This is a genomic window from Arthrobacter sp. YA7-1 (assembly GCF_025960325.1).
GTDB lineage: Bacteria > Actinomycetota > Actinomycetes > Actinomycetales > Micrococcaceae > Arthrobacter > Arthrobacter bambusae_A.
In genome coordinates this window covers 3806716-3829827 of sequence record NZ_CP110114.1, presented here as the reverse complement: position 1 = coordinate 3829827, position 23112 = coordinate 3806716, and the positions used below count along the sequence as shown (strand labels likewise).

The following is a 23112-nucleotide window of genomic DNA, read 5'->3' as shown; positions in this document are numbered from 1 at the left end:
GCCCCCGCGAGGCAACGCCTGTCCCCACCCAACTGGCTCGCAGTTGTTGTCGTTATGAGCCGTCAAAACGACAACAACTGCGAGCCAGTTGGGGAACGAAGCCCGGGTGAAGGTGCCAAGTGGGAGGGCCGGCTGTTCGCGGATGCTAGAATGGGTTTACTTGATGTGCAGTGATGCCCGCTTAGTCCCCGAATTTGGCTTGGTTCCAAACTTGGGAAGTGGGCTTTTTTCATGTGAGAGGCACATCCTGCGTCGATGAACGCGTTTTCTCTGGTCCCGGCCACGGCTTATTGCCTACCGGTCGATCACTGACTTTTTCCTCGGCGAACCCTTGGCCCAACCGGCGTCGGGGGACGATGTCCGTTGGACACCGCCAGAAAGACCTTTGAACCACATGACTACTTTTGCTGCCCTTGGCACGCCCAAGGCCATCGCCGAGTCCCTCGCTGCAGATGGCATCGAAGAAGCTTTCCCCATCCAGGTCAAGACCCTCCCGGATACGCTCGCAGGCCGCGACGTCCTCGGCCGTGGCCGCACCGGCTCCGGCAAGACCATCGCTTTCGCTATCCCGCTTGTGGCACGTCTCGCCGAGCGCGAAGCCAAGCACTTCCGCAAGCCCGGACGCCCGATGGGTCTGGTCCTTGCGCCGACCCGCGAGCTGGCCACCCAGATCAACGCCACCATCGAGCCGCTGGCGAAGGCCATGGGCCTGAACACCACGGTCATCTACGGTGGCATCTCCCAGGCCCGCCAGGAAAAGGCGCTGCGCGCCGGCGTCGACATTGTCATCGCCTGCCCGGGCCGGTTGGAGGACCTCATCCGCCAGCGCATCCTGACTCTGGAAGCCGTCGAGATCACCGTCCTGGACGAGGCCGACCACATGGCCGACCTCGGCTTCCTCCCGGTGGTCAAGAAGCTCATGGACATGACTCCTACCCAGGGTCAGCGCCTGCTTTTCTCCGCGACGTTGGACAACGGTGTTGACAAATTGGTCAACCGTTACCTGTCCAACCCGCTGACCCACTCGGTGGATGACCCCCAGGCCGCCGTCACCACCATGGAGCACCACGTCCTCGTGGTCAACGACCAGACCGTCAAGAAGCAGCTGATCGTGGAGCTGGCCTCCGGCGCCGGCCGCCGCGTCCTCTTCATGCGGACCAAGCACCACGCCCGCAAGCTTGCCAAGACCCTGACCGACTGCGGCATCCCCGCTGTCGACCTTCACGGCAACCTGTCGCAGAATGCCCGTGACCGCAACCTGGCCGAGTTCTCCAGCGGCGAGGTCCGGGTCCTGGTGGCCACCGACGTCGCGGCCCGCGGCGTGCACGTGGACGACGTCGAACTCGTCATCCACGTCGACCCGCCCACAGAGCACAAGGCTTACCTGCACCGCTCCGGCCGTACGGCCCGCGCAGGTTCCGACGGCACCGTGGTCACGCTGACTCTCCCCGAGCAGCAGTCCGACGTCAAGAAGCTCATGAAGGCTGCCGGCGTCGACGTCTCGTTCGAACGAGTCACGGCCAACTCTCCCCTGATTGCCGAGCTCGTGGGCCAGGTCGCCGACAAGGTTGACCCGCGCACTCGCGCCGCCTTGCTCGCAGCGAAGACCCAGCAGCCGGGCGGCGGTACCTCCACCGGTGCCAACGCCCAGCGCAAGCGCAACCGTCGCACCACCCAGGCTGCACCCACTGCGGGTGGCCGTGGTGGTCGCGGGGGCCGTGGCAAGGTTGCGAGCGAGCCCGTGCGCACAGACATCAACCGCGCTGAGCGCCGCGCAGCAGCGAACGACGACGTCGCCCGCAGCTCGCGTGGACGCGGCAACGCTGCTTCTGCTCACCGCAATGACGTTCCTGCTGCTCGTGGCCAAGGTGCTCAGGGTGGTCGCAGCGGCCGTCCGGCGACAGGTCAGCGTGCTGCCGCGGGCAACCGCTCGGCTTCTGCACCGCGCACGGAATCCGCAACGTCAACGCGCACCGGTGGCAACAAGGCTGTCTGGTCCTCGAACACGGGCGGCAACTCCGGTGGCTCCTACGGCCCGGGCTCAGGCAACTCGGGTTCCGGTCGTCCGGCCCGCAGCGGCCCGCGCCGTGCTTCGGCTCCGGCGTCGAACGAACGCCGCGGCCGCTAAGCCACCTTGGTCTAGTCACTTCACTGGACATGCTCAGCGTGGGTGGAGAGGAGTGGACATATTCCTGATATGTCCACTCCTTGGCTCAAAGGCTGAGCATGTCCCGGGGCACTACCAGCCGCGCTCGCGCCATTCCGCAAGGTGTGGCCGCTCCGCACCGAGCGTGGTCGGATCTCCATGGCCCGGGTGCACCACGGTGTCGTCCGGGTAGGCCTCGAACAGCCGTTCGCTCACGTCATTCAACAGCGACGTGAAGCGGGCAGCATCGTTCTGCGTGTTGCCAACTCCTCCGGGGAACAACGAGTCGCCGCTGAAAATGTGCGCGGGCCCTTCCGGGTCCAGGTACACATAGGCAATCGAACCCGGAGTGTGGCCGCGCAAGTGCACCGCGGTGATGTCGAAACCGTCGAACTTTCCTACATCGCCATGGTGCAGTTGCACGTCCACCGGCACGGGCAGCGCATCGGCGTCGTCCACTCCGGCCGAAGTCTTCGCGCCCGTGGCTTCCACCAACCCGGGAAGCGCGCGGACGTGATCCCAGTGCTGGTGCGTCGTGGCAATGAGGGCCAGCGACGGTGCAGCGGTGGTGTCCGCGGCCGAGTCTTCGATCATCTGTTGGATGGCCGGAAGGTCGTCCGCGGCGTCGATCAGGAGCTGTGCACCGCTGGCCCTGGCGGTGAGCAGGTACACGTTGTTGTTCATCTCGCTGACCGAGATTCGCCGGATGGTGATGTCACGCAGTGAATGAATGAGTGAGTCCATTCGACCACTCTACGGAAGCCGCGTGCGGCTCGCCGACTACTCGCGGCCCTGCGAAACCCAGGTGGGATCCGCGGACCGTGAGCCGACGACGGCGTCCGCGGCGCCGTCGAGCATGTCCAGTTGGGCGGCACTCAACTCGAGCGACAAGGCGCCCAGGTTCTCATCGATCCGGTGCGCTTTGCGTGTGCCGGGGATGGGGACCACGCTGAGCCCAAGGCGGCGGCCCTGGGCGAAAAGCCAGGCCAAAGCCACCTGGGCGGGAGTTGCATCCCGGCCGGTACTCTCGGACAGCTCGGCGGCCACGGCACGCACCGCGGCAACAACTGCCTGGTTGGCGTCGAGCGCGCCGTCCGCGAAACGGGGGATGCGGTGCCGGAAGTCGTTCTCACCGAGTTGCTCGGCGCTGACCGTTCCGGTGAGGAATCCCCGGCCAAGCGGCGAATAGGGTACGAATCCGACACCCAGCTCGGCCGCAGCCGGGGCGACGTTGCGCTCAACGTCCCGGCTCCAGATCGACCACTCGCTCTGCACCGCTGCGATCGGGTGCACGGCGTTGGCTTCCCTCAGCTCCTCGGCTGTCACTTCCGACAGGCCAAGGTGCCGGACTTTGCCAGCCCGGACAAGCTCTGCCATGGCCTCCACGGTTTCCACAATCGGAACGCGGAGGTCGCGGCGGTGCATGTAGTAGAGGTCGATGACGTCGGTGCCCAGGCGGCGGAGGCTTGCTTCCGCCGCCTGGCCCACGTACGCGGTATCTCCCCGGACGTCTGTGTAGCCGTCGCGCGGGTTGCCTACGATGCCGAACTTGGTGGCCAACTGGACCTCGTCGCGTCGGTCCTTCAGCAGCTTCGCGATCAGTTCTTCGTTGTCGCCCGCGCCGTAGATATCGGCGGTGTCAATGAAGCTGATGCCGGCATCCACGGCGTGGTGCAGCGTCTTGAGGGATTCGGCGGGATCCACCTCGCCGTAAACGGGGGTCAAGGCCATCCCGCCGAAACCGAGGGGGCTCACGGTCAGGCCATCACCGAGTTGTACATTCGTGGTTTCCGGGCTCATGGTAGTTCTCCTTCGCCGAGTGTTCGTCTCACTGCTGCCAACTCCATGGGCAGGGGGAGTATTCCGCGCTTATCGCTGGGCCGGCTCAGTCACTTCTTCACGCTTCTCCGTGGGGAGGGCCTTCAACCCGGCCGCGCATCCAACGATTCCGGCAATGAACAGCAGCTTGAGCGGGCTGGCCGGTTCGACGCCGGTGGCCATCGCACAGCCAACCGTCAGCGCAGCGCCGATCCCGACCCAGACGGCGTAGGCCGTGCCCAGAGGAATCCGCTTCACTGCGATGCCGAGTCCGATCATGCTAAGAGTCGCGGTGACGGCGAAGACAATAGTGGGGAGGGCTTGGCTGAAGCCGTCCGACAGCCCGAGGGCCGTCGCCCACACAGCTTCGAGCACGGCGGAGGCCAGCAGAATAGCCCATGCGAACTTGGCGGTCATGGCTACGCCACCACCTTCAAGCCGACCACGCACACGCCGATTCCGGCGAGCAGGAGCAGCCGGGCCGCCGTCGGGCGCTCAACTTTGGTGATCATCGCGTAAGCCGCCGTGAGGACGACGCCGACTCCAACCCACACCGCATACGCGGTCCCGGTGGGGATGGATTGCATTGCGAACGCCAGTCCTGCGGTGCTCGCGGTCACGCTGACGAGGAAGACAGCGGAGGGCAATGGCCGGCGGAAGCCTTTGGAGCGGTGGAGCGCTGCGGCCCAAACGGCTTCGAGCGCGCCGGACAGAATGAGGATTAACCACGACATGACGGATCCTTTGGCCAGTCTTGTCGCGTGCCGGGTACTGAACCGTCGTCCGGAGGTCCCTGTGCGGGCCTTCCTTCGAGGCTAGCAAAGCCCGACGCCGGGTGGCCAGCTTTGGTGGCGAGCCTCACCAAGGGACATGCGCAGTTGAGCGCTTTACCGAGGGACATGTCCAGTGTTGGGCTCAGGGAGTGGGCATGCCGCCGACGCCACGGGGGACATGTCCAGTCTTCGGCTCAGCGAATGGGCATGTTGGCATTATGTCCAGTGCTGGGACCTAGGAGGGCGCATGCTCCACGCGGTCGATCGAGATGACGGCGAGGAATCCACGGCCCAGGATTTCCGGGCTGCGGGTGTCGGAACCTACTACTGCGTCGTAGCGGCCGAGTTCGACGGACTCGGTAGGTACGTCAGCGGCGGTTCCATCGGCCGAGCCGTTGGAGCCGGCCGAGCCGTCCGCAGACACATCCGAAGTCTCCGCGCCGGGACTAACAGAAGCCTTGCCCTCCAAGAGGACTGCGAGCTGGCCTTCGAATACCGGGTGTGCGCGCTTCTTGGAGAGTTCGATAATGGACGTGTACCCCTTGAATTCGCCGGCCCGGGCGATCACGTTGAGGTCCCGGATGTCGCCGGTGGGGAGTGCGCTGGTCGAAGCAGCCTCGCCCGAAAACCGGAATGGCCGGTACTTCTCCAAAGGGTGCTCTTCGCCGTCCACCGTGAGCAGCAGCAATTCGCCGTCGATCACAGTAATGACTCGCTCCATGCCAGGGAACGTCGAGAATGCGCCGGCCGATCCGACGTCCGCGATGCTGACCCGCCAGTCCCACGCTCCGTCTTGCGCCGACGCCGCTTTCGGATGGCTGGCGATTTCGCGGGTCACCCCGCCTCCGTTGCGCCACGGTTCGGGTTTGAGCTCGGCAAAGCGGATGATCTCCATGCGCTCCAGCCTAGCCCGAGCGCGTCGGCGGCCTGCTGAACGCCGGCGTAACATCCGTGCAACCTTGGCGCGGTTCAACAATCCCGGAGGCCCTTGCTAACGTCGTAGTAAGGTAAACGGTTGGAGGCGCGGAATGTTCGTCAAAGTGTGCGGTTTGAGCACGCCTGAATCCGTCCACGCTGCCGTCGAGTCCGGCGCGGACGCCGTGGGTTTCGTGCTGACGAAGAGCCCGCGCGAGGTATCGCCAAGCCGTGCCCGGGATTTGCTGGCGCATGTACCGGAAGGTGTTGCCGCCGTCGGAGTCTTCCGCCACGAAACAGCCGCCGACGCCCTCGCAATCGCGCGCGAGGCCGGCCTCGAGTGGGTCCAGCTCCACGGCAGCCGCTCGCCGGAAGACGTGGAAACCGTGCACGACGCCGGCATGCGCCTCATCCGGGCCGTCACCATGGGTGCCGCTCAGGACGAGTTCGAGGAGTGGGGAGAGGACCTTCTCCTGATCGACGCCGCCGTGCCGGGTTCGGGTGAGGCGTGGGACTATTCCTCGGTCCGAAAGCTTGGCTTGGGCTCACGCCACTGGTTGTTGGCCGGAGGGTTGACCCCGTCCAACGTCGGAGCCGCAGCGCTCGAAGCCGAGGCTTGGGGCGTCGACGTGTCCAGCGGCGTGGAGTCCTCTCGCGGGGTGAAGGACCTCGACCTCGTGCGCGCGTTTGTCCAGGCCGCAAAAGCCTGACGCCCCCACCAAACGCAAGAAACCCTTGACAGCCGCCGTGCGGCGCCGCACATTTAAAGCATCGGTTAATTAGCTGATCAGTTAAATACGAAGGCGCCAGTGATGTCCACCGACCGGCTCAGTCTCATCTTCTCGGCACTTGCCGACCCCACCCGTAGGGCCATTCTGGCCCGGCTTTCGGAGGGTGAGGCCACCGTGAACGAGCTTGCCGAACCGTTCGACATCAGCCTTCCCGCCGTCTCCCGGCATCTCAAGGTCCTGGAAAATGCGGGACTGATCAGCCGGAGCCGGAATGCGCAATGGCGGTCTTCCAAGTTGGAAGCGGAACCGCTGCGCGAAGCCACCGAATGGATGGACGGATACAGGCGCTTCTGGGATGCCAGTTTCATCCGCCTCGACGCCCACCTACGCAAAATTCAGCACGATTCACAGGATCCAGGAGTCAAGCAATGAACACGGAACAGCACATCCTCACCATGACCCGCGAATTCGAGGCCCCGCGCGAGCTCGTCTTCCAAGCTTTCGTGGACCCCGATCAGCTTGCCGCATGGTTCGGGCCGGTCGGCGTCGATGCGCCCCGCGAGCGGATCGCCGTCGACCCCCGGGTGGGCGGAGTCTGGCAGCTCGTCATGACGTGGGACGAGAACGGCGTCGCCAAGGAATCACCCATCGACGCGGTCATCACCGCGTACGATCCGCCCGCCCTACTGGTCGCCACCCAGAAAGCCGAGCCCGACGCCGGGATTACGCTTTTGCTGGAAATGCGCCTTGAGTTCGAGGTACTGGATGGCGGCCGTACGCGACTTCATCTCACCCAAGGTCCCTTCGACTCAGACGAATGGGTGGACATGACCCGCGAGGGATGGGGCACCTCGTTCACCAAACTGGACACATTGCTGGCGCGGGAATAGGAAGGCGTCCAAAAGGCGGCCGAAGTCAACTTGGAAGGTCGGTGCCCATCCGGGCTACACTCCACGGCGGGGACAGAATGCCATTGCTCCGGCGGCCGAACGGTTCCGGAGACAGACGATCAAGCAGAATGCGACCTTTGAAAATCCTTCCCAAAGCCCTTAGTAGCCCTCTTCGATACCTGACAGTCGCGCTCTTCGCCGCACTGGCGCTGTCCGGCTGCTCCACCCAGGGAGGGGGCTCCGCCGCGGCGGCAACGCCGTCGTCCTCTTCGGCGGGCGACACCGCACCCGCAAGTGCCAGCCCAACTCCATCATCAGGTCCATTCGGAGGCTTCGCATCGGCAGCCGACATGTGTTCCACCATTTCTCAAGAGGCCACGGGAGCTTCGTTGCTGCCGATGTCGGCGGCGCAGGGAAAGACCGCCGAGCTGGAGCAATACAAGACCGAGCTTGCCGCCACGGCGGATCGCGTCCCGGATGCGCTCAAGGCTGATTTCACCAATCTCAAGGACACCGCAATCGCGGGCTTGAAAGACCAAACCGTCTACTCGAGCGGCAAGTTCGAAAAGGCGATGGCTCCCGTCACCGCCTGGCTGAGCGCCAACTGCAAGTAATCCTTTTATCCACTTAAGCGAATGAACGGGTAGCGCGGTCCCGGTGCCCCGGCAAGAATGGCTTCATGCAACTGCCGGTCATGCCCCCTGTCGCGCCCATGCTTGCCAAGGCGGTCGGCGCCGTCCCCGACGGCGCCATGAGTTACGAGCCTAAATGGGATGGTTTCCGTTCCATCGTTTTTCGTGACGGTGACGACGTTGAAATCGGTAGTCGCAACGAGAAGTCCATGAACCGGTACTTCCCGGAGCTCATCGAGGCGTTGAAGGCAAACCTGCCGGAACGCTGCGTCCTCGACGGCGAGATCATCCTGGTGGGCGAATCCGGTGACCGCCTTGACTTTGAAGCCCTCCAGCAACGCATCCATCCGGCAGCCAGCAGGGTCAAGCTGTTGTCCGAGCAGACGCCGGCGAAATTCGTGGCCTTTGACCTGCTCGCCCTTGGCGATGAGGACTTCACGGGACGGCCCTTCGCCGAGCGGCGGGCAGCGCTTGAACAAGCACTCGCAGACGCCGCCGCTCCCATCCACCTCACTGCGGCAACGCGGGACAAGGGAACGGCGGAGCAGTGGTTCAAGCAGTTCGAGGGCGCAGGCCTGGACGGCCTGCTCGCCAAGCCGCTCGATGGTACCTACCAACCGGACAAGCGCGTGATGTTCAAGGTCAAACACCAGCGGACCGCCGACTGCGTTGTGGCCGGCTACCGCGTTCATAAGACCGGTGGTGACCTTATTGGTTCGCTCTTGTTGGGGCTTTATGACGACGGCGGCCGGTTGTCCAACGTGGGCGTGGTGGGCTCCTTCTCGATGCAAAGACGCAAGGAACTGTTCGACGAACTCCAACCCCTCGTGACCGGGTTCGATGGGCATCCCTGGGCGTGGGCCGAGCAGGAGGAAGGCAGCCGGACACCCCGGAACGCCGAAGGCAGCCGTTGGAGCGCAGGGAAAGACCTGTCGTTCACGCCCCTGCGGCCCGAACTCGTTGTGGAAGTGGCTTACGACCATATGGAAGGGGAGCGGTTCAGGCACACCACGCAGTTCGTGCGGTGGCGGCCGGACAGGGAGCCGGAGTCGTGCACCTATGAGCAGCTTGAGGAACCCGTAAAGTTCGATTTGTCAGCGGTCCTGGATACAGGAAAACCGTAAATCAGGGGGATTTCAGGGCGAACCCCTAGGACCAGGCCGCACCCAGCAAGGGACAATGGAAGATATGAAAACGCTGCTCAACATCATCTGGCTTGTTTGCGGTGGCTTCGTTCTGGCCTTGGGATACTTCATGGCCGGAATCGTCTGCTGCTTGTTGATCGTCACCATCCCGTGGGGCATTGCGTCGTTCCGGATTGCCTCCTACACGCTGTGGCCGTTTGGTCGCATGGTCGTGGACAAGCCCGGGAGCGCGGGCGTCTTTACCCTCTTGGGCAACGTCATCTGGTTGCTGGTGGCAGGCATTTGGATCGCGATCGGGCACGTGGTCACGGCCTTCGCCATGGCTATCACCATCGTCGGGATCCCGCTGGCCATCGCCAACCTGAAGCTCATCCCGGTATCGCTCATGCCGCTGGGCAAGCAGATCGTGCCTAGCAACCGCCCGTTCGTCAGCACTTACCACTAGAGCGGCAGCGTCGGCCACCCGGCGTCGCGCGTCAGGCGCCATGGACTGTTCCGGAGTAGCGTAGGCCCTGTCTGCACTGCCTCCCCTCGAAAGGAACAGTCCATGTCCGCCGCCAGGAACACTGTTGCCAAGAACATCGTCGCCACCCTCAAAGCCAACAACGTCCAGCGCGTCTATGGGATCCCAGGGGATTCCCTGAACGGATTCACGGACGCGCTGCGGGAAGAGGAGGGCATCCGCTGGGTGCACGTCCGCCATGAGGAAGCCGCCGCGTTGGCGGCCGCCGCCGAGGCGGGCCTTACGGATGAACTCGCGGTGTGCGCCGGATCCTGCGGTCCCGGCAACCTGCACCTGATCAACGGCCTCTATGACGCCAACAAGTCAAGGGTTCCCGTGCTGGCCATCGCCGCCCACATTCCGAGCGAAGAGATCGGCGGCCAGTACTTCCAGGAGACGCACCCCCAGGAGTTGTTCCGGGAGTGCAGCGTCTATGTCGAACACGTCGCCCATCCTTCGCAGATGCCCAGGGTCTTGGAAATCGCGATGCGGACGGCGGTCGAGAAGCGGGGCGTCGCCGTCGTCGTGATTCCCGGCGACGTGGCCCTCGCGGAGGCGCAGAGCGACCGGACTGCCGTGATCCGGGCCGCCCGGCCGGAGATCCGGCCCAACCCCAGGGAACTCGCCGAGGCGGCGGGCATTCTCAACTCGGCCGGCAAAGTAACCATCCTGGCCGGTGCCGGCACTGCGGGCGCGCATGCCGAGGTCATGGCTCTGGCCGACGCACTGGGGGCGCCGATTGTCCACGCGATGCGCGGCAAGGAGCACATCGAGTACGACAACCCGTTCGACGTCGGCATGACGGGCCTTTTGGGGTTCAGTTCCGGCTACCGCGCGATGGAGAGCTGCGAGGCCCTGCTCATGCTGGGCACCGATTTTCCGTACCAGCAGTTCTACCCGGAGAACGCAAAGATCATCCAGGTGGATATCAGGGGCGAACAGCTTGGCCGGCGGTCCCGGATCGATCTTGGCCTGGTGGGTACGGTCAAGGACACTGCGGGCTCGCTCCTGCCGCTGATTGAGCGCAAGGCGAAACGCACACACCTGAGTACTTCGCTCAAGCACTACGCGAAGTCGCGCGCCAAACTCGACGACCTGGCTTCTCCGGCCAAGGACGGCCAGCCGATCCACCCGCAGTTCGTGGGCAGGCTCGTGGATGAGTTGGCGGGCCCGGATGCGGTTTTCACGTGCGACGTCGGGTCCCCCACCGTGTGGGCGGCCCGGTACCTGAGCATGAATGGCCGACGCCGGCTGCTCGGTTCGTTCAACCACGGAACCATGGCCAATGCGTTGTCGCACGGAATCGGTGCGGCGGCCGCGTACCCGGGACGCCAAGTGGTGGCCCTGGCCGGCGACGGCGGCCTGACCATGCTGTTGGGCGAACTTATCACCTTGGTGCAGAACAAGCTCCCGGTCAAAGTGGTGGTCTTCAACAACTCCTCGCTGAACTTCGTGGAGCTCGAAATGAAGGCCGCGGGCTTCGTCAATTTCGGCACGGACTTGGAGAACCCGGATTTCGCCAAACTCGCTGAATCCCTGGGAATCCGTGGGATCCGGGTGGACGACTCCTCCGGGCTGAAAGCGGGACTGGCTGAAGCCTTCGCCCACGACGGTCCAGCCCTCATTGACGTCCGCACGGCCCGGCAGGAACTGTCGATTCCGCCGGCGATCAGTGCCGAACAGGTTAAAGGCTTCACGCTCTACGCGATCCGGACGGTCCTCTCCGGCCGCGGCGACCAGCTGATCGACCTCGCCAAGACCAACATCCGCCAGATCTTCTGAACCGAACCCCGGAGTACTAGCTGGCCGTCACGGCTCCGGTGCGCAGATCGAAACTGAAGCTGCGCTCGGTGACCCGTGCCCCGCCGTCGTACGCCACCGCGAAAGTCAGCTCAAGCGAGTCCCGCGCCAGATCCTCCGCGGTGACCGTGTACACCGGTGTGAAGTACAGCGCTTCCGCGCCCGGTGCCAGATCGGAGGGCGGGAAGTCCGCCGGGTTCGCATGCGGTCCCCGGAGTACGACGCCGGACGCCGCTTGGGTGCCGAGGTTGCGGGCGCGTCCGGTGAAAGCGAGGATGTCCCCGGCATTGTAGCCCGGAATGATGGGCCCGTAGTTAAGATCCTGGGCTTCGCGGGTTCCGAGGATCTGCGCCTGCTCCGGTGAGTAGCCTTGGCCGATTTCCTTCCAGGTCTGCACGTCCCAGTCACCGTCGTTGTCCGCGGCGATGACGTGGAACTCGCCGGCGTTCCGCCACACCGCGGGTCGGCCGGGGGTGATGGAGCGCAGTTCCATGTGAAACTCGAGGCCGTCGGGCCGGGTTTCAAGCGATCCCGCCGGGCCTACTGGGCCTGAAAGCTGTCCTGTCAGCTGCTCCACCGGCACGGAAACGAACACGATCTCGCGGTATCCCTGCCGCTCGTACAAGACGCCGACGTTGCCATCCGGGAGCCGCGCGGCCGTCGAGTACGCCGAGCTGCCCTCGCACAGGACCAGCTTGGCGGGCCAGCTGGCCCCGTTGTCCGTGGAGAGGCTGAGGACCGTATTGCGTCGCAAGGAAGTGTCCTGGTTGTTGCTCGCGAGCAACCAGCTGTGGGTGGCCGGGGTGGCGAGCGAAGCTACATTCGGCAGGCTGTCGAAGCGGACAAGCGAGCCGTTGTCGCTCGGGTCGGGGAGGTCTTCGACCGGTTCCAGCTGGCTCCACGTCTCGCCGCCATCATGGGAGATTGCCGCCAGCCGCCGGGGAGTGGCTCGCGAGTGCAGCAGGAGGCGGCCGTCGTCCAGGCAAGCGACCTTGTTCTCGTTGGGGCCGACCCGGCCCTGACTCTTTCCGATCAGCGATCCGAGCGTCCAGTTCTCACCGTGATCGTCGCTGTACGCCGAAGCCGCCATGATTTCGCCGTCCACGAGGACGACGAATTGTTGCACCAGGCGTCCGGCTAACGGACCGGCGTGCATCTGGATTCCCTGCCCGGCCGCGGCGAAGATCCCCGTGATGCCGCGGTCTCGGGCACCGGCGCGGGCACCGGCAACACGGCCCGGCTTGAGCTGACCGGTGAGCCGCCGATGCTCCCAGGTGACGCCGTCGTCGTCGGAAAAGCTGACGTCGCAGTGCTGCACGTCGTCATCCGGTTCCAGCCCGGCCACCGCCTCGAAGAAACCGGCATGCGTCCCGGCGGCGTGGAACATGAAAATCCGCCCGGTCACGGCGTCCACCAGGAGGCTCGGATCGCCGTATCCGTTGAGACCGACGCCGCTGCGGACCACCTGCTGCTCTTCCCAGCTGCGGCCATGGTCCGTGCTGCGCCGGAGAAGGAGGTCGATCGGATTGGGGAGGTCGTCCAGGTTCGGCCTTCCGTCATAGGCGGCGAGCACTGTCCCCGCCGTCGAGACGGCCAGCGCAGGGATGCGGTACTGGCGGTAGCCTCCCGTGCCGCGCACCGCCAGGACGTGCTCGACGTCGGGACGGGCTTGGGGGAGTTCGGCACCATTGCGTTGAAGGTAGGAGGTCACACCTCCATGATACGAGGCGACGCCTTCGGACCCGCGCCCTTCCGAGGCCGTCCTCAGCTGATCTTGCGCCGGTAGGCCGCCGCCGCGAAGAAGTACGCGAGAACCAGGATGCCGAGGCACCATGCTAGGGCGACCCAGATGTCGCTGCCGATCGGCCGTTGTTCGTACAGATCCTGAATGGTGTTGACGATCGACGTGACCGGCTGGTTCTCGGCGAACGCACGCACGGGACCCGGCATGGTGGCCGTGGGGACGAAGGCTGAACTGATGAACGGCAGGAAGATGAGCGGGTAGGAGAACCCGCCGGCGCCGTCCACGGACTTCGCCGTCAGGCCCGCGATAATGGCGAGCCAGGTCAGCGCGAGAGTGAAGAGTGCCAGGATTCCAATGATCGCGAGCCAGGACAGCAGGCTTGCCGACGTGCGGAATCCCATCAGGAGGGCTACCAGCACGATGATCACGAGGGAGATACCGTTGGCCACCATGGAGGTCAGCACATGTGCCCATAGCACGGATGATCGTGCGATCGGCATGGAGTGGAACCGCTCGAAAATGCCGCTCTTCATGTCAGTGAACAAGCGAACGGCGGTGTACGCGATGCCCGATGCGATCGCGATCAGCATGATTCCCGGCAGCAAGTAATTGACGTAGTTCTCGGTGCCTGTCTTGATGGCTCCGCCGAACACGTAGACGAACAGCAGCATGAGGGCGATAGGCGTGATCGCGGTGGTGATGATGGTGTCCGCGCTGCGGAAGATGTGACGCATGGAGCGGCCCAGTAAGACGGCCGTGTCTCCGAAGAAGTGTGTGCTCATGACTGCTCCTTACTTGACGCGACCTTGCCCTCGTTCCCCACCAGCGCGAGGAAGATATCCTCCAGGGTGGGCTGCTTTTCGACGTACTCGACCTTCGCTGGCGGAAGTAGTTGTTTGAGCTCGGCGAGGGTGCCGTTCGCGATGATGCGTCCCTGATGAAGGATGGCGATCCGGTCCGCGAGTTGTTCAGCCTCATCGAGATACTGCGTGGTGAGCAGTACGGTGGTGCCCCGTTTCGCGAGCTCCTGGATTACCTGCCACACTTCGATGCGCGCCTCAGGGTCGAGCCCGGTGGTCGGCTCATCGAGGAAAATCACCTCGGGCTGCCCGATCAAGCTCATGGCGATGTCAAGGCGACGGCGCATGCCTCCTGAATACGCGGACACTTTGCGGGATGCTGCCTCCGAGAGATTGAAGCGCGCCAGAAGATCATCCGCCGCCTGGCCGGGATCCTTCAGGTGCCGCAACCTGGCAACGAGCACCAGGTTTTCCCGACCGGAGAGGATTTCATCGACTGCTGCGAATTGTCCGGTCAGGCTGATGGATTCCCGCACCCGCTCCGCGTGGGCCGCGACGTCGAATCCATTGACGCTGGCCGAACCGGCGTCCGGGCTCAGCAGTGTGGACAGGATTTTCACCATCGTGGTCTTTCCTGCTCCGTTGGAGCCAAGAAGGGCGAAGATGGTGCCCGGTTCCACGTCGAAGTCCACGCCGCGGAGCACGCGCAGTTCCTTGTAGGATTTTTCGATGGCACGCACGCGGATCGCGGGTTCGGGGGTGATGGGTGCCTTGGTCATGATTACCCCTCCTTCCCGTCGTCTCCGGCGGCGGCGTCGATGGCCTTGACCAGGCGTTCACGCTCTTTGTTGATCCACTGACCGCCCGTGTAGTTCCGCATGAACGTTTCGGCGAACTCCACAGGGTCGTCTCCGACGATCGCGCGGATCGGCGTTCCGTCCGCGGCGCTCTGTTCGAAGAGATCGGTGAGATCGCCGAGCATCCGCAGCAGGACATCTCCCTTGGTGATGGCCCCGAAATACATCAGGTACCGTTCCAGCGCGGTCGCCACCGCGCGATAGTCCGCCGGAAGCCGTTCCACGCGTGCCTTGTTTTGCCGATATTGCTTCTTCTGTTCGAGCGATCCCGTGAGCTGCTCGATCCACCCTGCGGCCATGTTCACTTTCCTCCCTTTCGGAGCTGTTCCAGTCGCTCGGACAGGAAACTCCACGTATTCCAGAATTCGTCCAGTTCCTTCTCGCCCTGCTCGTTGAGCGAATAGACCTTGCGCGGCGGGCCCTTCTCGGACGGCCACTTCTCGACATCGACAAGGCCTTTCTGCTCGATCCTGACGAGCAGCGCATACACGGTGCCCTCGGCGATCTCGGTGAAGCCCTGCCCCCGGAGCAGTGTCGTGATTTCGTACCCGTACGCGGGATTCCCGGTCAGGAGGGCGAGAACGATGCCCTCCAGGGTCCCTTTGAGCATCTCCGTCATCTGCTTGCCCATTGGACTCCTCCCTTCACTACTTAGTGTTACTAGCTACCAGTACATAGTAGCGCTAAGTAGTGGAACCGCAAGCCCTTGCCGAACATTCATAAGCGGACTCAAGGACGCCGGAACGCGCCCTCCCTCAACAGGGCCACAGTGGTCCCGGCGTCGAGTTCTGCGGCGATCTCGACGTCGTCCGCGTACCCTGCGCCGATCAACTCACGGCCGCTGGAGCAGCGTCGCAGAACGTCATGGAGCCTGGGTTCGGCAGCGTTGTAGACCGCCATCGCAGCCTCGGCCTCCGGAGCGAAGCCTTGCTTTCCGTTTTCCGGTGTGAAGCCGCCTCGCCCTGCGGCAGCGAGCCCGGCAATGAAGGCGCCGGCCCCGATCTGATCCTCCACGGCGGGCCGGAGCGAACGGTTGGGCCAGAGTTCGCCGGACGCGATCACCGCCACCACCGCATCCGGGGGGAGTTCGGATGCCACCCAATCCGCGGTGGCCGCTGCGTTGCGAAGTGAGACGGCTGCGATGAGCGGGATTTCCCGGGCGAGACCATATGCGATGGAAGAGCCGTTGGGTGAAGGCAGGACGACCCGGCTCAAGTTCCGCGCGTCCCGCAGGCTCGACGGCGAGAGGCTCAGTCCGCCGCCGCCTCGCGGACCAGCCAGCCGGGCATTGTGGCGGGCGGCGAAATTTTCGGCCCCGGCGTCCTTCCATGGGTACGGGAACACCACGGCACCACGATCGACGGCGACGCTGACACAGGTGGTGAAGGAAAGGATGTCAACCACGACGGCGAGGTCCGCCCCGGACGCAATGGAACGGGCGCCGTCGCGCCCCCACTCAAACCTCACGGTGAACGGAAGCTGCCGGTGCACCGTCCCCGCCATGGTCATGACAGTTCGGCCTCCAGGTTGCGGCGGGCGGCGTCCAGCCACAGGTTCTTCGCTCGTTCGCTGTGGAAGAGCGGGTCCAAAGCAAGCAGTTGGCGGACGACGGCGGCCCTGCCTGCGGCGAAGTCGCCATCGCTGACGTGGGCGTAGTCCTCGCGGACGGCGGCCAGGTAGCGGGCGTACGCCGCGGGTTCGGCGCCGAGGATGGACAGATCGGCGTCGCACAAGAGGGCGCCGGCGTGGTCTCCCGGTTCGGGGCTGTGGGTGGAGGTCAGCCGGACCAGCCGGGCAACGTCGTCGATCACTGGCACGGGAAGGCCCGCAACGGCCAAGCGGTCCTCGGCCAGCCTGGCTGATTGCTCTTCGTCCTGCCCGGCGATTCCCTCGTAGACGGCGTCGTGGAACCAGGCGGCCAAAGTCACCGAGTGCGCAGGTGCTGTGGGTTCGCTGAGGAGGTCAAGGGCTTCCAGGACCGCCAGCAAATGCGTGCGGCTGTGGTACTTCCGATGGTCCTCGCCCCAGCGTTCGAGGAGCTCAAAACCCAGCTCCTCATGCCCCGGAAGCGTCGAATTCCAGCGCTCAAGCAAGGGCACGGTGAGCGCCTTGCTGCGTTGGCGGGCAGGAATCCGCAAGCCGCTCGCGATCAGTTTCCGCACAAGAATGCGCGCCTCCACGGGAATGGCGCCTGCGGACAGGAGATCCTGGTAGCGGCGTTCCGGGACGTCGTAATGGTCGCCGTCGAAGGCGCGCTCCGGAATCCCCGCTGCGTCGGCGAAGGCATGCAGTTCCTCGAGTGACGTGTCCGAGACGAGGTGCGAAAACACGGTCCCGTGCGCGGGCCACAGAGGCGGATCAACGTAGACAGCCATGGCCGGCGCCTGGGAACTAGGAGTTTTTCCGGGTGGCTACCGCCGAGAGCGCGGCCAGGCCCTTTTCGAAGTCGCCACCCACCATCTTTTCCATGTTCATGAACAGGGCGAAGATTTTGCCGAGGCCTTTGTTCTCACCGGCCATTGTCCAGGTGACGCGGGTACCGTCCCCTTCGGGCACGAACGTGAACCCCGTGGGGTTGACGGCCTTCATTGGCTTGGTGAATTCGAGGCGGATGTCGATCTTGCCGGGCTCCTCCGAGCCAACGATTTCCATGGTCCCGGTGCCGGCCTTGTTGTTGCCGCTCCAGGCATACTTGGCCCCGACGCCCGATTCGTTGCCCGAGTAGCTGCGGCTCAGCTGGGGGTCGACAGCTTCCCACGGAGACCATTTGGTCCACTCGTGGAAGTTGTTGACGAAGGGAAAGATGTCCGAGGGCGCTGCGGGGATGAGCGCATTGCGAGTGACTGTGAAGGGTGCCATGTGCATATCGTACGGCGGCGAGGGTCGCCGCGCCGCAATAAGCGGGCGGGGCTATGGACATGGGTTTCGCCGTCGGCAAACATGGAGCAGGAGGGATGATTCGTCAAAGTTGAGCATAGTAGACTCAACTTTGAGAAACAGTCGTCTTCCCGAGAGGAGCTCTTCCATGGACGTCAAATTCACCACCAAGAGCCAGGAGGCTCTTTCCGCCGCGGCCATGAACGCCTCCACCGCCGGAAATCCGCAACTGGAGCCAGCCCACCTGCTCAAAGCGCTCATGGACCAGCGCGAGGGCGTTGCCGTGGCGCTTTTGCGCGCCACTGGTGCGGACCCGGATGCCGTGAGCGTACAGGCGAGTTCGGCCATCAAGGCCTTGCCGTCGTCGTCGGGCAGTTCCGTGCAGCAAGCGCAGCTTTCCCGTCCTTCCATGCAGGCGATCCAGGCCGCCCAGAACGAGGCCGAGAAACTCGGTGATTCCTTCGTATCCACTGAGCACCTCCTCTTGGGTCTCTCTGCCGGGAGCGACGCCGTAGGGAAGCTACTGCGCGACGCCGGCGCCTCCCACGAAGCGCTCCTCGCCGCCCTGCCGGGTGTCCGTGGCGACCGGAAAGTCACCTCGCAGGACCCGGAAAACACCTTCCAAGCGCTCGAGAAATACGGCACGGACCTCACGGCGGTCGCGCGCTCCGGCAAGCTGGATCCCGTGATCGGGCGGGACAGTGAAATCCGGCGGGTCGTCCAGGTCCTGAGCCGCCGCACCAAGAACAACCCCGTGCTGATCGGTGAACCCGGCGTCGGCAAGACCGCCGTCGTGGAAGGGCTCGCCCAGCGCATCGTGGCAGGTGACGTGCCGGAAAGCCTGCGGGGCAAGACCCTCATCGCCCTGGACCTCGCATCCATGGTGGCCGGCGCGAAGTACCGCGGTGAATTCGAGGAACGGCTCAAGGCCGTGCTGGAGGAGATCAAGAACTCCAACGGGCAGATCGTCACGTTCATCGACGAAATCCACACTGTGGTGGGAGCCGGTGCCACCGGTGAAAGCGCCATGGACGCAGGGAACATGCTCAAGCCCATGCTGGCCCGCGGCGAGCTGCGCCTCATCGGCGCCACCACGCTGGACGAGTACCGTGAGAATGTCGAGAAGGACCCCGCCCTGGAACGCCGCTTCCAGCAGGTTTACGTCGGCGAGCCGAGCGTCGAGGACACCATCGGCATCCTCCGCGGCCTCAAGGAACGCTACGAGGCCCACCACAAGGTAGCCATCGCGGACTCCGCCCTCGTGGCCGCGGCCACGCTCTCCAACCGCTACATCTCGGGCCGCCAGTTGCCGGACAAGGCGATCGACCTCGTGGACGAGGCCGCGTCCCGGCTGCGCATGGAAATCGACTCCGCTCCCGAGGAAATCGACCAGCTTCGCCGTGCCGTGGATCGTCTCACCATGGAGGAACTGGCCCTCGAGCGCGAGACCGATGCGGCCTCCATCGAACGCCTCGCTGCGCTCCGTGCGGACAAAGCGGACAAGAAGGAAGCCCTTGGGGCGCTGAATGCCCGTTGGGAAGCCGAGAAGGCCGGACTCAACCGTGTCGGCGACCTCAAGGCGAAAATCGACGAACTTCGTTCGGCCGCTGAAAAACACCAGCGTGAAGGCGACCTTGAGGCTGCCTCACGCATTCTCTACGGCGAACTACCCGCATTGGAGCGTGAGCTCAGTGCGGCAGCCGAGGAAGAGTCCGCCCGGGAAGCGCGCGGCGAAGCGAAGCCCGCCCTGATGGTCGCGGAGGAAGTCACGGCGGACGATATCGCCGAGGTCATTTCTGCCTGGACCGGAATCCCCGCCGGCCGCATGCTGCAGGGCGAATCCCAGAAGCTCCTGCACATGGAAGAGGAACTCGGAAAACGGTTGATCGGCCAGTCCAAGGCGGTGGCCGCCGTCTCCGACGCCGTCCGCCGCGCCCGTGCGGGCATCAGCGACCCCAACCGTCCCACGGGTTCGTTCCTGTTCCTGGGCCCCACCGGTGTCGGTAAAACCGAGCTCGCCAAGGCACTCGCCGACTTCCTGTTCGACGACGAGCGCGCCATGGTGCGGATCGACATGTCCGAATATGGGGAGAAGCACTCCGTAGCCCGGCTGGTCGGCGCCCCTCCCGGATACGTGGGCTACGAGGAAGGCGGCCAGCTCACGGAAGCGGTCCGCCGTCGACCGTACTCCGTCATCCTGCTCGACGAGGTGGAGAAAGCCCACCCCGAAGTGTTCGACATCCTCCTGCAAGTGCTTGACGACGGCCGTCTCACGGACGGGCAGGGCCGCACCGTGGACTTCCGGAACACCATCCTCGTGTTGACCTCCAACTCGGGCAGCCAGTTCCTTGTGGATCCAACGCTGGACCCCACGGCGAAGCGAAACGCGGTCATGGCCGTGGTCAACTCGTCCTTCAAGCCGGAGTTCCTCAATAGGCTCGATGAGATTGTGCTGTTCGATCCGCTCAGCGTGGACGAGCTCGCCAGGATCGTCGAGCTGCACGTGGACGAGCTGACCAAGCGGCTGCACGACCGTCGGCTCACCCTCCAGGTCAGCGACGGCGCCCGTGCCTGGCTCGCGATGTCCGGTTACGATCCCGCGTACGGCGCCCGTCCATTGCGACGGCTGGTACAACGCGAGATCGGCGATCGCCTGGCCAGGGAGATCCTCGCCGGAGAGATCGCGGACGGCGACACGGTCCTGGTGGACACCGCGGCCGACTTCGACGAGCTCACCATCAAGGGGCTCGAAGCTTTGACGGGTCCCGACGGCGGAGCGCCAGTGGGCAGCGGCCTGACAGTGAGGCGGAAGGACTGACTACTTCTGCAGCACCGATTCCTTGAGCGTGTTTCCCGTGTTGACCACGATGAAGCAGTCCACGCGACGGTCACCGTTGTCCCAGCTGGTGGCGCTCGGGTACACGTTCTGCTGCAGGAGTGCGTACTTGGTGGAGGCTTCGTTGAGCATCACATCACGGCAGATTTCGCGGCCTTTGTCACGCAAGGCATTGGCGCCGGGGAAACTGTCCTCAGCCTTGTACCGGAAGATGGCACCCAGCTGGGCCGAATGGCCGGTGGTGCAGTCCACCACTTTGGACGTGGTGGCATTGGAGTCGAAATCCGCGAAGCAATCGCCCAGCTGGTAATCCTTTGCCTCGACGTCCGCCGGGAGGGGGCCGCGGCTGGTGGACGTGGCCGGTCCGGGGGTGGAAACGGCCGCCGGATGATTGGCCAGGACTCCAACGAGGATCCAGATCACCACGCCTATGAGGATCAGTACGCCCAGCACAATGCCGCCGATGATGATCCGATACTTCGTGATGGAGTCCAGGGCGCTCCGCAGGGGGGAACCAGGGTCTGCCGACGACTCCTCGTCGCCTGTACCGTTGTTGCCCTGGGGGGTGTTGTCCTGGCCCATGTCTGAGTTTGCGCCTTTCATGCGTGCGGCCCGATATTAGGGCGACTCTACCCAAGTTTTTCATGCCAACGAACGGTGATGCTGCCAGGTGGAACGGTGACGCCGCTTTCGCGACGGTCATGGCAAGCAGTAGCTCCCGAAAGCATGTAATCTAGACATACGACAAATTGACCAAACATTCCGGGGCCTCACCGATAGCCAAGGTGACCACCTCCGGTCCAAGTACAAAAGGGGGTCACGCCATGGGGCGCGGCCGTCAAAAGGCAAAAGCTACCAAGCAGGCTCGGGACATTAAGTACTACTCCCCGAACACTGACTATTCGGCCCTTCAGCGCGAGCTGACCGGGCCATCAAGTCGTGCGACGAGCCGATTCGCGGATGATCCGCCGGAGCCGGACTACTCGGCTTACGAGGACAAGTACGCACAGGACTTGGAAGACGATGACGACGAGGTAGACACCCGCCGTATCGGATAGCTGTAGCAACAATCAGGTGCCTTTCGGCATCGAGTTGCGTATCGCCGTCGTACACGAGGTCATTTGGCATCCCCGGATGCCACCCAAAACGATCGAGCCCGTAGGGCGCGCCTTGATTGGCGCGCCCTACGGGCTTTTTCGTTCCCTTTTGCCCTACAGGGTCCCGTACCTCACAAAGTCGGCCAGGAATCCCAAGCGGAAGCCTTTGACGGAATGTGTTAGTGACGGCTAACGTATTAACCATGCTCGACCCACTGGAAGTTGCCGCGGAGCCGAACAGGCGGCGTCTGTTGCACCTGCTTGCGGCGGGCGAGCGGACCGTGACGGAGCTGGCTGGCGAATTCACGGTAAGCAGATCCGCCGTCTCGCAGCATTTGTTGCTGCTGGAGCAGGTAGGCCTCGTTGCGGCCCGCAAAGAGGGACGCAACCGCTACTACCGCTTGGATCACGGCGGCATGAGAGAACTCCGGATGCTTTTTGAGCAGTTCTGGACCGCTGAGCTGGACATGCTCCTCGCGGACGCACAACACTTCACCACCGACCGCCTTCAAACATCAGAGGAATCACCATGATTTACGACAAGACCGTTCTTCTTCCCCTCAACGTCGACCAGGCGTTCGAACTCATCACGCAGCCCGCACGCCTCCGCCGCTGGCAGACCGTTGCGGCACGCGTCGACCTGAAGGTAGGCGGTGAATACCGCTGGACCATCACCCCGGGTCACCACGCGGCCGGAACGTTCACCGAAATCGAGCCGGGCAAGCGCGTCGTCTTCACCTGGGCCTGGGAGCAGCCCGAAGCGCCGGCGGACAACGTCTCCACCGTAGCCATCACCCTTGAGCCGGCCGACGGCGGGACCACGGTGCGTCTGGTGCACGAGGGACTGCCGACGGCGGAAGCCCTTGCGGGCCACTCCGAGGGTTGGAACCACTACCTCGACCGCCTCCTCGCTGCCGCCTCCGCGGGCGACGCAGGTGCCGACGAATGGGCCGCAGCCCCCGCCGATCTCAACGAGCTCACCTCCGCGGACGCCACGCTTGCCATTGTGCAGCGCGTGCTGGCGCACGTCACGGAAACCGACGCGCAGACCCAGACCCCGTGCGCCGATTTCAACGTGTCGCAGTTGCTTGACCACCTCGCCGGATCGATTGCAGGCATCGCCAAGGCCCTGGGCGCCGAAGTAGCCGACGACGCCGGCAAGTCGCCTGAAGTGCGCATCGCCGACCTTGCGCAGCCCGCGCTCGAAGCCTTCTACCGCCGCGGCCTTGAAGGCACCATCGACATGGGCTTCGCCGAACTGCCGGCCACGATGGTCGCCTCGATCCTCAACCTCGAGTTCCTGGTCCACGCGTGGGACTTCTCCAAGGCCCTGGGCCTCGAGGTCTCGGTGGCAGATGAGCTGACCGATTACGTCGAGGTCCTCGCGCAGAACACCATCAGCGAGCAGGTCCGCGCGAGCGGCAGCTTCGCCCCGGCCCAGGAAGTCGCCGAGACGGCATCCAGCCTGGAGCGCCTGGTCGCGTTCACCGGCCGGACTGTTCACGCATAGAACGTTCCTGAGGGGTCCACCGGCGCCGGCTGTTGTCAG

Annotated in this window: 26 protein-coding genes and 1 riboswitch; of the genes, 12 read left to right on the top strand and 14 right to left on the bottom strand. The window is 64.4% G+C overall.

The window, feature by feature from the left end; all coding sequences use genetic code 11:
* Positions 1 to 394: 394 nt before the first annotated feature.
* The gene (locus OIT41_RS17885; protein ID WP_264637021.1) at positions 395 to 2128 is read left to right on the top strand and encodes a DEAD/DEAH box helicase; all 1734 of its coding nucleotides are present in this window, start codon (positions 395 to 397) and stop codon (positions 2126 to 2128) included.
* Between the two features lie 111 nt (positions 2129 to 2239).
* On the opposite strand, the gene OIT41_RS17880 is transcribed toward OIT41_RS17885, so the two are convergent.
* From OIT41_RS17880 to OIT41_RS17860, 5 genes are all read right to left on the bottom strand, one after another.
* The gene (locus OIT41_RS17880) at positions 2240 to 2890 is read right to left on the bottom strand and encodes an MBL fold metallo-hydrolase (RefSeq protein WP_264637020.1); all 651 of its coding nucleotides are present in this window, start codon (positions 2888 to 2890) and stop codon (positions 2240 to 2242) included.
* Between the two features lie 36 nt (positions 2891 to 2926).
* Positions 2927 to 3946, bottom strand: coding sequence for an aldo/keto reductase (locus OIT41_RS17875; protein WP_241710157.1), 1020 nt, complete (start codon positions 3944 to 3946; stop codon positions 2927 to 2929).
* A gap of 69 nt (positions 3947 to 4015) precedes the next feature.
* On the bottom strand, positions 4016 to 4381 hold the full coding sequence (locus OIT41_RS17870; RefSeq protein WP_264637019.1) for a DMT family transporter: 366 nt from the start codon (positions 4379 to 4381) through the stop codon (positions 4016 to 4018).
* Between the two features lie 2 nt (positions 4382 to 4383).
* Complete coding sequence (locus OIT41_RS17865) at positions 4384 to 4698, bottom strand: DMT family transporter (protein ID WP_241710155.1); 315 nt, start codon at positions 4696 to 4698, stop codon at positions 4384 to 4386.
* A 9-nt stretch (positions 4699 to 4707) separates the two neighbouring features.
* A riboswitch (guanidine-III (ykkC-III) riboswitch) is annotated at positions 4708 to 4773 on the bottom strand.
* A gap of 199 nt (positions 4774 to 4972) precedes the next feature.
* Positions 4973 to 5632 (bottom strand): HutD family protein, encoded by a 660-nt coding sequence (locus OIT41_RS17860; RefSeq protein WP_264637018.1) that lies wholly within the window; start codon positions 5630 to 5632, stop codon positions 4973 to 4975.
* Positions 5633 to 5765: 133 nt separating this feature from the next.
* On the opposite strand from OIT41_RS17860, the gene OIT41_RS17855 reads away from it, so the two are divergent.
* From OIT41_RS17855 to poxB, 7 genes are all read left to right on the top strand, one after another.
* Complete coding sequence (locus OIT41_RS17855; protein WP_264637017.1) at positions 5766 to 6362, top strand: phosphoribosylanthranilate isomerase; 597 nt, start codon at positions 5766 to 5768, stop codon at positions 6360 to 6362.
* 102 nt (positions 6363 to 6464) lie between these two features.
* Positions 6465 to 6815, top strand: a complete 351-nt coding sequence (locus OIT41_RS17850) for an ArsR/SmtB family transcription factor (protein WP_078107456.1) — start codon at positions 6465 to 6467, stop codon at positions 6813 to 6815.
* Positions 6812 to 7273 (top strand): SRPBCC family protein, encoded by a 462-nt coding sequence (locus OIT41_RS17845; RefSeq protein WP_264637016.1) that lies wholly within the window; start codon positions 6812 to 6814, stop codon positions 7271 to 7273. Before OIT41_RS17850 ends, OIT41_RS17845 begins: the two co-directional genes overlap by 4 nt.
* 137 nt (positions 7274 to 7410) lie before the next feature.
* The gene (locus tag OIT41_RS17840) at positions 7411 to 7887 is read left to right on the top strand and encodes a hypothetical protein (RefSeq protein WP_264637015.1); all 477 of its coding nucleotides are present in this window, start codon (positions 7411 to 7413) and stop codon (positions 7885 to 7887) included.
* Positions 7888 to 7952: 65 nt separating this feature from the next.
* Positions 7953 to 9029, top strand: a complete 1077-nt coding sequence (locus tag OIT41_RS17835; protein ID WP_264637014.1) for an ATP-dependent DNA ligase — start codon at positions 7953 to 7955, stop codon at positions 9027 to 9029.
* Positions 9030 to 9093: 64 nt separating this feature from the next.
* Positions 9094 to 9495: a YccF domain-containing protein gene (locus OIT41_RS17830; protein WP_078107460.1), complete on the top strand. Its 402-nt coding sequence runs from the start codon at positions 9094 to 9096 to the stop codon at positions 9493 to 9495.
* Between the two features lie 102 nt (positions 9496 to 9597).
* Positions 9598 to 11334, top strand: coding sequence for a ubiquinone-dependent pyruvate dehydrogenase (gene poxB, locus OIT41_RS17825; protein ID WP_264637013.1), 1737 nt, complete (start codon positions 9598 to 9600; stop codon positions 11332 to 11334).
* Between the two features lie 16 nt (positions 11335 to 11350).
* On the opposite strand, the gene OIT41_RS17820 is transcribed toward poxB, so the two are convergent.
* The 8 genes from OIT41_RS17820 to OIT41_RS17785 form a co-directional block, all read right to left on the bottom strand.
* Positions 11351 to 13063: a sialidase family protein gene (locus OIT41_RS17820; RefSeq protein ID WP_264637012.1), complete on the bottom strand. Its 1713-nt coding sequence runs from the start codon at positions 13061 to 13063 to the stop codon at positions 11351 to 11353.
* Between the two features lie 53 nt (positions 13064 to 13116).
* Positions 13117 to 13878 (bottom strand): ABC transporter permease, encoded by a 762-nt coding sequence (locus OIT41_RS17815; RefSeq protein ID WP_264637011.1) that lies wholly within the window; start codon positions 13876 to 13878, stop codon positions 13117 to 13119.
* A complete protein-coding gene (locus OIT41_RS17810) occupies positions 13875 to 14675 on the bottom strand; it encodes an ABC transporter ATP-binding protein (RefSeq protein WP_264637010.1) in 801 nt (266 codons plus the stop codon). Before OIT41_RS17810 ends, OIT41_RS17815 begins: the two co-directional genes overlap by 4 nt.
* Positions 14676 to 14677: 2 nt before the next feature.
* On the bottom strand, positions 14678 to 15052 hold the full coding sequence (locus OIT41_RS17805; protein ID WP_241710172.1) for a DUF1048 domain-containing protein: 375 nt from the start codon (positions 15050 to 15052) through the stop codon (positions 14678 to 14680).
* A 2-nt stretch (positions 15053 to 15054) separates the two neighbouring features.
* Complete coding sequence (locus OIT41_RS17800) at positions 15055 to 15384, bottom strand: PadR family transcriptional regulator (RefSeq protein WP_264637009.1); 330 nt, start codon at positions 15382 to 15384, stop codon at positions 15055 to 15057.
* Between the two features lie 98 nt (positions 15385 to 15482).
* Positions 15483 to 16262 carry a 2-phosphosulfolactate phosphatase gene (locus tag OIT41_RS17795; protein ID WP_264637008.1) on the bottom strand — a complete coding sequence of 260 codons (780 nt, stop codon included), beginning with the start codon at positions 16260 to 16262 and terminating at the stop codon, positions 15483 to 15485.
* On the bottom strand, positions 16259 to 17128 hold the full coding sequence (locus tag OIT41_RS17790; RefSeq protein WP_264637007.1) for a DUF4031 domain-containing protein: 870 nt from the start codon (positions 17126 to 17128) through the stop codon (positions 16259 to 16261). The genes OIT41_RS17795 and OIT41_RS17790 overlap by 4 nt, the downstream gene beginning before the upstream one ends.
* 16 nt (positions 17129 to 17144) lie before the next feature.
* Positions 17145 to 17612, bottom strand: a complete 468-nt coding sequence (locus tag OIT41_RS17785; RefSeq protein WP_241710142.1) for an SRPBCC family protein — start codon at positions 17610 to 17612, stop codon at positions 17145 to 17147.
* Positions 17613 to 17778: 166 nt separating this feature from the next.
* Here OIT41_RS17785 and clpB point away from each other — a divergent pair, with 166 nt between their 5' ends.
* A complete protein-coding gene (gene clpB / locus OIT41_RS17780; RefSeq protein ID WP_241710141.1) occupies positions 17779 to 20448 on the top strand; it encodes an ATP-dependent chaperone ClpB in 2670 nt (889 codons plus the stop codon).
* On the opposite strand, the gene OIT41_RS17775 is transcribed toward clpB, so the two are convergent.
* Positions 20449 to 21069 (bottom strand): septum formation family protein, encoded by a 621-nt coding sequence (locus OIT41_RS17775; protein ID WP_241710140.1) that lies wholly within the window; start codon positions 21067 to 21069, stop codon positions 20449 to 20451.
* Between the two features lie 221 nt (positions 21070 to 21290).
* Here OIT41_RS17775 and OIT41_RS17770 point away from each other — a divergent pair, with 221 nt between their 5' ends.
* From OIT41_RS17770 to OIT41_RS17760, 3 genes are all read left to right on the top strand, one after another.
* Complete coding sequence (locus OIT41_RS17770; RefSeq protein WP_028265518.1) at positions 21291 to 21524, top strand: DUF3073 domain-containing protein; 234 nt, start codon at positions 21291 to 21293, stop codon at positions 21522 to 21524.
* 242 nt (positions 21525 to 21766) lie between these two features.
* Complete coding sequence (locus tag OIT41_RS17765) at positions 21767 to 22096, top strand: ArsR/SmtB family transcription factor (protein WP_241710139.1); 330 nt, start codon at positions 21767 to 21769, stop codon at positions 22094 to 22096.
* Entirely contained in the window at positions 22093 to 23073 is a 981-nt protein-coding gene (locus OIT41_RS17760) for a TIGR03086 family metal-binding protein (protein ID WP_264637006.1), read from the top strand. The genes OIT41_RS17765 and OIT41_RS17760 overlap by 4 nt, the downstream gene beginning before the upstream one ends.
* Positions 23074 to 23112 lie beyond the last annotated feature (39 nt).